The 8627-nt window shown below is 44.6% G+C and carries 7 protein-coding genes; 1 reads left to right on the forward strand and 6 read right to left on the reverse strand.

Going from position 1 to position 8627, the window contains the following annotated elements; translation table 11 throughout:
• Positions 1 to 483 precede the first annotated feature (483 nt).
• The 3 genes from F6K57_RS32410 to F6K57_RS32420 form a co-directional block, all read right to left on the reverse strand.
• Positions 484 to 1404, reverse strand: a complete 921-nt coding sequence (locus F6K57_RS32410; RefSeq protein WP_293021261.1) for an NAD(+) kinase — start codon at positions 1402 to 1404, stop codon at positions 484 to 486.
• A gap of 463 nt (positions 1405 to 1867) precedes the next feature.
• Positions 1868 to 2329: a DM13 domain-containing protein gene (locus F6K57_RS32415; RefSeq protein WP_075901141.1), complete on the reverse strand. Its 462-nt coding sequence runs from the start codon at positions 2327 to 2329 to the stop codon at positions 1868 to 1870.
• Between the two features lie 163 nt (positions 2330 to 2492).
• Positions 2493 to 2672, reverse strand: coding sequence for a hypothetical protein (locus F6K57_RS32420; RefSeq protein WP_293042418.1), 180 nt, complete (start codon positions 2670 to 2672; stop codon positions 2493 to 2495).
• Between the two features lie 259 nt (positions 2673 to 2931).
• Between F6K57_RS32420 and coaE the strand changes: the two genes are divergently transcribed.
• Entirely contained in the window at positions 2932 to 3630 is a 699-nt protein-coding gene (coaE, locus tag F6K57_RS32425; protein ID WP_293072147.1) for a dephospho-CoA kinase, read from the forward strand.
• 92 nt (positions 3631 to 3722) lie between these two features.
• Here coaE and sir read toward each other — a convergent pair whose 3' ends face one another.
• From sir to F6K57_RS32440, 3 genes are all read right to left on the reverse strand, one after another.
• Positions 3723 to 5660 carry a sulfite reductase, ferredoxin dependent gene (gene sir / locus F6K57_RS32430; RefSeq protein ID WP_293072148.1) on the reverse strand — a complete coding sequence of 646 codons (1938 nt, stop codon included), beginning with the start codon at positions 5658 to 5660 and terminating at the stop codon, positions 3723 to 3725.
• 366 nt (positions 5661 to 6026) lie between these two features.
• Positions 6027 to 6575 (reverse strand): outer membrane beta-barrel protein, encoded by a 549-nt coding sequence (locus F6K57_RS32435; RefSeq protein WP_293072149.1) that lies wholly within the window; start codon positions 6573 to 6575, stop codon positions 6027 to 6029.
• 287 nt (positions 6576 to 6862) lie between these two features.
• The coding region (locus F6K57_RS32440; RefSeq protein ID WP_293072150.1) for a DHHA1 domain-containing protein at positions 6863 to 8627 on the reverse strand (1765 nt) is incomplete at its 5' end.

Raw genomic sequence — 8627 nt, forward strand, 5'->3', positions numbered from 1 at the left:
TAAAAATAGAGGCCATTCCAACCCCAACCCCAGCAGCCAGGAATAAAGAATAACCGATAGTTATTAAAACTGAAGGTTTTGAAATCGATGAAGAAGAGATTTGCTCTATTGTCTTAGGAATTTTATTATCTGGAATTGCTTCAATTTGAGGAGCTGCTTCAAAATTAGTCATTTTTTTTATATAATTATTAATAAAGTTAATCTAGTCAATTCTAGCAAGTGGGCATTGCTGATTGGTAGAATACTCAGAAATCCCACCGTTTAACCTCCTTTATGATTTATTTTTGGAATTTTGCTGTTTGACCCAGTGGTGCCTTACGGGGCGGGCTTTACCAACCCTGGCTACGAGGTTGAAAATGACGGGGAGCGCCCCTGAAGCACCACTAGCAACTTCCTACCCTACTTTATCTGCCCCCAATCTCCCCATCTCCCCATTTCCCAATCTCCCCATCTCCCCATCTCCCCATTAACTAACCAGTTGACTCAATTGCGGTGGTTGTTACTGTAGGTGACTCTAGTACCAGCCCACTGAAGCTTATTCCTTAAGGTCTGGTAATAGGAATACTGTTCCCTTAGGATAATGAACTTAGCCTGACAATCTGCTCTACGCACGTCCACCCGTTGTCCAGGCCAAATAGAGGTTGCCAGCACACCATCCATCCAGAGTTTAGTGTTTAGCTCATAATCCCCCAAGGGCCAGATACTGACAACAGAACCAGAGGGGAGCACGAAAGGACGACTGGAAAGGCTCATCGGACAAATCGGTGCGACTGCGATCGCTTCAATCGAGTCGTGCAAAATTGGACCATTAGCAGAAACAGTATAGCCAGTGGAACCAGTGGGAGTCCCAACAATTAGTCCATCCCCTTGGTATTGATCCACTACTTCTCCATCAATTTCCATTTCCAAAATTGAGGTAATCATCCGATCGGCAGAGGCAGGTTTAATACACATTTCATTGAGTGCCAAAAAGCGATCGCTAACGGGTGTAATGTCAGTGCGGTTTCCCCCAAACACAGCCCCCTGTAACATCATCCGCCGCTGAACTGCATAGCGGTCTTCTAATAGTCGGTCCCAAACTTGCTCAGTGTCTTTAAATTCTTCGATGGGTTGGGTCAGAAATCCCAGATGACCTCCAACATTTACTGCCAAAATTGGTATTCCTTCCGGAGCCAGATGTCTTGCCGCTGCCAATACTGTCCCATCCCCCCCGAGAACCACTGCCAAATCAATGGCTTCGGTGGCAGAAGCTAAAAAGACTGGGTAGGGATTATCTTTCGCGCCACTCGGTCCGATCAGAACCCTGCACTGGCGTGCTTCCAACTCCCGAGCGCATTTTTCTGCGCAACGTTTTCCTTGGGAGTCTCCAGCTTTGTGAATAATAATGACTTGCTTTAGCTGCACGTTACTGTTCTGGCTTACCCCTAGTGTTCACTGTTATTCTAGAGCGTTCGATTAAGCGTTACCCGATCTTTGCGGGGAAATTGGGGAAATAATTTAATTGTCAAATAAATTTAATTGTCTAAAAGGCGTTTTCTTGATCAAGAAGACTACCAACTTGGGATAACTATAACTAGAGACTGGGTCAAAGAGACTTAGTCAATAGGAGATTAACCCATGACAAACAGGGAACAGGGAACAGGGAGCAGGGAGCAGGGAACAGGGAGCAGGAAGCTTCGGAAAAATCCTGTGTACCTCATTAGGCTATAAACCGCTAGATGGGAGGCGTGACAGGTGTGGTAAGTGTGGGAAGATGGGGCGATGGAGCGATGGGGCGATGAGTAACTAGCTCCTTTTGACTGCCCTGCATCCCTACTCCCTACTCCCTACTCCCTACTCCCATTAACCCAGCAGGAAAGTACCTCTTTTACAGCGCAGCGTAACCAAAGGTGATGTCAAACCGACGACACCAAATTGCTACAGAGCCAAATTCGTTAAGATTCAAGTCGTCAGGAATAGCATAGCGTTGAGCACCACTGAATTGCTTGATTCGGGCGAGGGTTACATAGTCTTGTCCCCGAATTTTACGAGGTACACTGCTGTTCGGATACAGGAGTACATTCACATCGGGCCCACTACCCGTTTTAAAGGATTGATCGAATTCTAGATAGCGTTTACCATTTTCATTGACAATCTTTACATTTCCTTGAGTGCGATGCCCTCGATCAACGGTGATAAAGCTTCCTGTGGCGATAGTAGAGGCTATTCGTTGACTGACCAGAGCATTGTTTAAAGAGTTGTGTTTAACAACAGTTCTTTCTGCTTGCACAGCCGGAGTTGCTGCTGCCATTAACAATACGGATAAACCACCAACAATTAGACGTTTCATAACACTTCCTCCTAGTAATCAAAAATGAATTGAATCATTGCTTTAGTTGCTTAATTATTAGAATGAACTACCATTCTGAAATCACCCTAACGAATAAATGAAAGTTAGATGAGATTTAGAAAAGAAAACTGAAGCACTCAAAACTGACCAACTCAGCCTTAAGCTACTGTAGGGTGGATGAAGGGAAAGAAATGGCGTTGCTGAATCTTTGAATGAACAGGAGTAGAGCGGGCATCCTGCCCGCGCGAAAATAAGCATGAAACTGGCAAGATGCCAGTTCCACACAAGATGCCCATTCTACAGGTGCGACCCAAGGGCGATTTACTCGCCACGAGGCGCGCACCTACTCTTAAAATTATTCCATGATTAAGGAACGCCAAAGGAATTGCCCCGTAACCCATCACCTGGTAGCAGTGATTTATGACCAACAGGTGCGATCGCATCCCTGATCTATAGTAGTCGCCAGGGCAGTTAGGACATGATAAAAGTCTCAAACCTAAGTAAGCGCAAGAGTTTGACTTCGGACTTCGGACTTCGGACTTCGGACTTCGGACTTCTGCTATAACTCCCTGATATCATAACCGATTGTATACTTAACGCCCATGAATCAAAAACGCATCATTGGTCTAACCGGTGGTATTGCTACGGGAAAAACCACTGTATCGAATTACCTGGCTGATACCTACAGGCTACCGATTTTAGATGCGGATATCTATGCCAGAGAAGCGGTACAACCAGATTCACCAATCCTGAAACAGATTTATCAGCGCTACGGTTTACAAGTGCAACAGAGTGAAGGTACCCTGAACCGCAAACGCTTGGGAGAGATAATTTTTAGTAACCCAGCTGAGCGACAGTGGTTAGAGGAACAAATCCATCCTTATGTACGCGATCGCTTTCAATCTGAACTCGATACCTTTCTTGATGCAATAGCGAGTGGGGGAAACCAACGGCAGTCGCTCATGGGGGGAACCCCCAAGACCGCGCTGCCTACCCAAGACCGCGCTGCATCGCTAGTTGCTCCGACAGTCATTTTAGTCATCCCTTTGCTATTTGAAGCTAAGATGACCGATTTAGTGACAGAAACTTGGGTAGTCAGCTGCTCACCAGAACAACAGCTCAGACGGATCCAGAAACGCGATCGCATCTCTAAAGAACAAGCTCAAGCCCGAATCAACAGCCAACTCCCCCTCCAGCAGAAAATAGTACTTGCTGATCTAGTTTTAGATAACTCCTCTACCAAAGAAGCTCTAATCCAACAAGTATCTACTGCCCTTGCTACCAATGGATATCATCGATAATTTTGAATTTTGAATTTTGAATTTTGAATTCTGCATTCTTCATTCTCAATTCTCAATTCTTAATTCTTCATTCTTCATTCTTGCTAACCTAGTTATGGTAAATACGCTTCCAGAGCTTCTGCTGCCAACTGCGTCATACTTTTCCCTTGGTCAGCAGCAGCTTGCTTAAGACGAGCATGGACTTCTTCGGGAATGCTAATTCGACGGCGATTTTTAGCAGTAGAAGATTTCTTAGCTGCTGGCTTGCCATTTGGATTAACTATACCGCTACCTAGCTCATAGTTAGCGGAAAATTCCCGAAGGGCATCAAAGCCAATGCGATCGCAAAAATCCCCAAAACTCTCTTCTGGTTTGCGCTCTTCCCGAAACTGCACAAAAATTGGTTCAAAGAAAGATTCCAGCTCACTTTCTGGCATTTTCTGCACATAGGCTCGTGATAACCGAGTTTGATCTGGTGAAGCTCCCAGCCACACTTGATAAGCCTTTGGTGCGCTACCGACAAATCCCAACTCTGCCATATACGGTCTAGCACAGCCATTGGGACAACCGGTCATTCGGATCACAAAATATTCCTTCTCTAACCCCAATTTGTTCAGCAGTAACCGAATCCGATCAACCATGCCAGGGAGCGCCCGTTCTGATTCCGTAACCGCTAAACCACAGGTAGGTAAAGCTGGACAAGCCATGGAGTAGCGCACTAACGGTTCAATTCCTTCTGGAGTAACTTGAATACCGTGCTGTTCTAGAATCTGATTCAGGGCTTGCTGGTGGGTCGGGTCAATCTCATAGAGAATAATATTGTGGTTAGCAGTAAGCCGCATCGGTAGGGCAAATTTCTCAGTAATTTCCCGCAGAGCTGTTTTGAGTCGGAAATTCCCTTCATCTTTGACCCGACCATTCTCAATCGATATCCCCAGGAATAGCTTTCCGTCTCCTTGTTCGTTCCAACCCAAATAATCTTCGTACTTAAATGGGGGTAAGGGCTTAAACGGTGCCAGGGTTTTACCGAAGTAGCTTTCTACTTTTTCCCGGAACTTATCGACACCCCAATCATTGATTAGGTACTTCATTCTGGCATGACGGCGGTTTACGCGATCGCCATAATCCCGCTGGGTTGCCACAATTGCCTTAACCAAGTCATAGATATCGTCTTTCTCTACATAGCAGATGTGGTCAGCTAGACGAGCAAAGGTTTCTTCTTTATTGTGAGTGCGACCCATACCCCCACCAGCCAGAACATTAAATCCCTCCAGTTCTCCCTGGTCGTTGGTAATTACCACCAACCCCACATCTTGGGTATAGATATCAATCGAGTTATCCCCGGGAACCGTTACGGAACACTTAAACTTCCGGGGCATATAGTGTTCCCCGTAGATTGGTTCCTCTTTGTCCTGGAAAATAGTACCATTACCATTGCGCTGCCGTGCTGCTTTCACCTCCGGAGCTTCCTCAGCACTAATTACCTTTTCCCCATCCAGCCAAATCTCGTAATAGGCACCGGTTTGAGGGGTAAGTAAGTCAGCAATCCGATCAGCATACTCCCAAGCATACTGATACTCTGGTCGATTTTTGTATGGTGCTGGCGCAGCCATAACATTACGGTTGAGGTCTCCACAAGCACCCAAGGTTGACCCCATATTGCGGATAATTGCTGCAATTGTCGCTTTCAAATTCTTCTTGAGAATGCCATGAATCTGAAAACCCTGACGGGTAGTTACTCGTAGGGTATGGTTACCATACTCTTCTGACAACTGCTCTAGAGTCAGATAAAGCTCTGGTGGAATAAATCCTCCAGGATTGCGAGTGCGCAGCATCATCTGATAGTCTTTTTCCTGACCCTTGACCCGGTTATCTCGGTTGTCTTGCTGGTAAGACCCGTGAAACTTAAGAATTTGAATAGCGTCTTCTGTAAAATGAGTGGTATCCTGTAGCAATTCAGTTGCCACCGGCTCACGCAAGAAGTTACTGCGTTCTTTAATTCCTTCAATCTTAGAGGGTTTGCGGGCTTTAGGAGTCTGAGATACAACCATGGGTTCAACGGAGCAAAAAAGATGAATAAGTATAATTCCCGATAAATCGGTCGGGATTACGGTTAATGATTAGATCCTAATACTACCGTTACCGTTGCCCATTGGATCCATAACTTTAGAAATCCTAAAATTTCTCCAAATTCATTCATTGTCGTTCAATGAGATACCGGCAAAGAGGAAAGGAAAGAGTTGAAGGAAGGTTGAAGCTAGTAGATTGGCCAAAGCGAGTAGATGCACAAGAGGATTGTTGTCACCTCAGTTGAAGTATTTGACAGTTAATACTTCATCCTTTATACTTCATCCTTCATGCTTCATCCTTCATGCTTCATCCTTCATCCTTTCCCTTTGACAATAGACATACTAAGTTTAGAAACGATAGCCTGCACCCACTTGAACACTGACAGACTCACCTGAACTATTTTCGTAAGCGTTAAGACCTACCTTAGTATTGCCGTAAACCAAAACATCCTTAGCAATTTGGCTTTCAGCACCCACGCCAAGCACCCAAGCATCTTGATTACCGATGGGTGTATTGTCTCCGTCATCTTCCACAAAAGAGTAACCAACACTAGCAAAAACATTAGTATTTTTAGCTACGCCTAGGTCAAAGGAAACACTAGGAATAATCGCCGTATTGTCATCATTGAAAAGAATATCACCTCTTAGAGAAACTGGAAGCTTTGAAGTTGTTAGACGAGTGGTAATATTACCACCAACATTTTGGTCATTCCCTTGTCCATCACTAGTTACACCGGCGGCCAGACCAACCCCAATGTAGCTAGCATCTGTACCTTTGACGCTGAGATCATCTGCTCCGGGATTAGCGGAAGCCATACTATTTCCTAGTAAAACGGGAGCAATTGTTGTAGCAGCCAAAGTAGAAATGGTGAAAATAGATTTCAGTAAACCTTGCATTGTTTATTTCCTCAAACTAGTTAATTTTTTGTTCCTTTCTCTACAAGTCGTTGGGAATAAACAAAAGGTTCCTCAGGTTATAAAAAAAAATCTAACTACTTGAAAAGCTTGAGATGACTTGAATCTGGCGAATCCGGATATAACTAGAAAAAAATTTGCTTAGTTTTAGACGCCCTAATTAGTTGATACTCTTTAAAAGAGAGTCGGTTTTATCAATTAATTTAATGTCTGTGTTTTGTTAGTGGACTGTTTACTAGGTGTCACAGATTAGACAACTGCGGCGAAGTCTAATCTTGTTTGATACCAACCATGCCATATCCAGCAATGTTATATGCAGCAATGGTAGACAGAGGCACCTGGTAAAAATACTGACGTCGGAACTGTTCCTCCTCAATGGCAGCAAAAAATATTGCGTTCGCGCAGCGTGCGCGTAGCGCAATCGCATCATTTCCAGCAACATTCGTCCGCTCGCGTAGCGTGGCCAACGGCCAATCGGAAGACCACTCCCTCCCATGCCAGCTTATTTGTACCCCGCAGTCCTGGTGGGAAACTTCAAAACCAATCGCTGATAGGGCATTCAGTCCTAACTCAACAGTGCGATCGCTTAAATCTAACTTCTCCTGCAATTGCACCAAAGTAGCCCATTGACCCGTGCGACTGAGGAACTTAGCAATTCCTAGCAACTTTTTCCAGGTGTCTTGGGCAGATAGTTGTTTAGGCCGTGGATATGCGATCGCTAATTGTCGTTCTGCCTGTATCGCTCTCCTACACCATACTTGTAACTCATCCCAACTCGTCGGACACTCATAAACCATTAGAGGAGTTAAACCTTCAACCTGTAACTCTTGTCCCCGACAATCTAAAATCCAATCGAGCTGATTAGAGACCTGTAAACAAGACTGCAAATAATTTTCCTGGCAAGGTTGCACCGCAACGAGGCGCACTTCTGGACGTTTTTCGTAATTATTATAGTCTAATTCCACAACAGCATTACATCTAACTTTAGGGACTTCATCCTGATAATGTCCCCACCAAATACCAGGAAAACCCATACTCGTAGAGTCATCCCAAATTTCAAATTTAGTTTTAATATACTGTACTTTCCGTCCTCTAAAATCCTTAGAGTTACGATTCCAAACCTGCTCAAACCAACAGTTTTTAATCAGCAATTTTGGCACCGGATTACCCATCCCACAAGGTTCCAGGTGTTTCAACTCATCAAATAGTGCTTTGCCCAACTCAGCAACCTTAACCACCAAATCCGCTTCTATAGCTGGCATCATCAAAGCACCCGTAGTCCCTAGTTTTTGTGCCAACTGCTGGTTAATCGCTTCCCTAAATAAACGAATATTATCCACTGGCAAACTCAACCCAGCCGCAAAAGGATGACCTCCGAAGCGATGCAACAGATGAGCTTGGGAATTGACTAATTCATAAAGATCAATATTATTAACAGAACGAGCCGAACCCCGTGCTATACTATAGGAGTGTTTATCTTCTAAACCTGCTTCTCCCAGCTGGCTTTCTCTATCGCTACTTTCAGTACTTAACAAAACTGTACTTAACAAAATCGTCGGGCGTCCGTATTCCTGAGCAATTTGACCAGCCACTAAGCCTAAAACACCAACCGGCCATTGGGGATCCTCTAAGACAATCACATTAGTAGTAGACAGATCAAGTTGGGCAAGTTTATCCTTAACCTGCTTAGTAATATCTTTTTGTAAAGACATGCGGCGGGTATTAGCTAATTCCGTCTCTAAAGCCAGTTGCTCACAACGTTTCTCATCCTTACTAGTGAGTAACTCAACACAAAATGAAGCATCCCCTTGAATTCGACTTACAGCATTAATTCTCGGGCCAAGTCCGAAAGAAATATCAGTCGGGCGATCGCCACTGCGTTTACACAACTCTAACAATCGCGCTATACCAGGACGAGAGCGAGTTTTCAGTTGCTGCTTCAGTTGTTCAATTCCCCGTTGTGCCAGGTAACGACAATCTCCAGATAATTCCACTAAATCCGCAATTAGACCAATTGCCACCAAATCCAGCAAC

It is taken from the genome of Moorena sp. SIO4A5, assembly GCF_010672005.1.
Taxonomy (GTDB): domain Bacteria; phylum Cyanobacteriota; class Cyanobacteriia; order Cyanobacteriales; family Coleofasciculaceae; genus Moorena.

What these genes read in the sequence shown, in the direction of transcription:
- F6K57_RS32415 (WP_075901141.1), bottom strand. Translation starts at nt 2,329, where the DNA reads ATGAAACGTCTAATTGTTGGTGGTTTATCCGTATTGTTAATGGCAGCA.
- coaE (WP_293072147.1), top strand. Translation starts at nt 2,932, where the DNA reads ATGAATCAAAAACGCATCATTGGTCTAACCGGTGGTATTGCTACGGGA.
- sir (WP_293072148.1), bottom strand. Translation starts at nt 5,660, where the DNA reads ATGGTTGTATCTCAGACTCCTAAAGCCCGCAAACCCTCTAAGATTGAA.
- F6K57_RS32435 (WP_293072149.1), bottom strand. Translation starts at nt 6,575, where the DNA reads ATGCAAGGTTTACTGAAATCTATTTTCACCATTTCTACTTTGGCTGCT.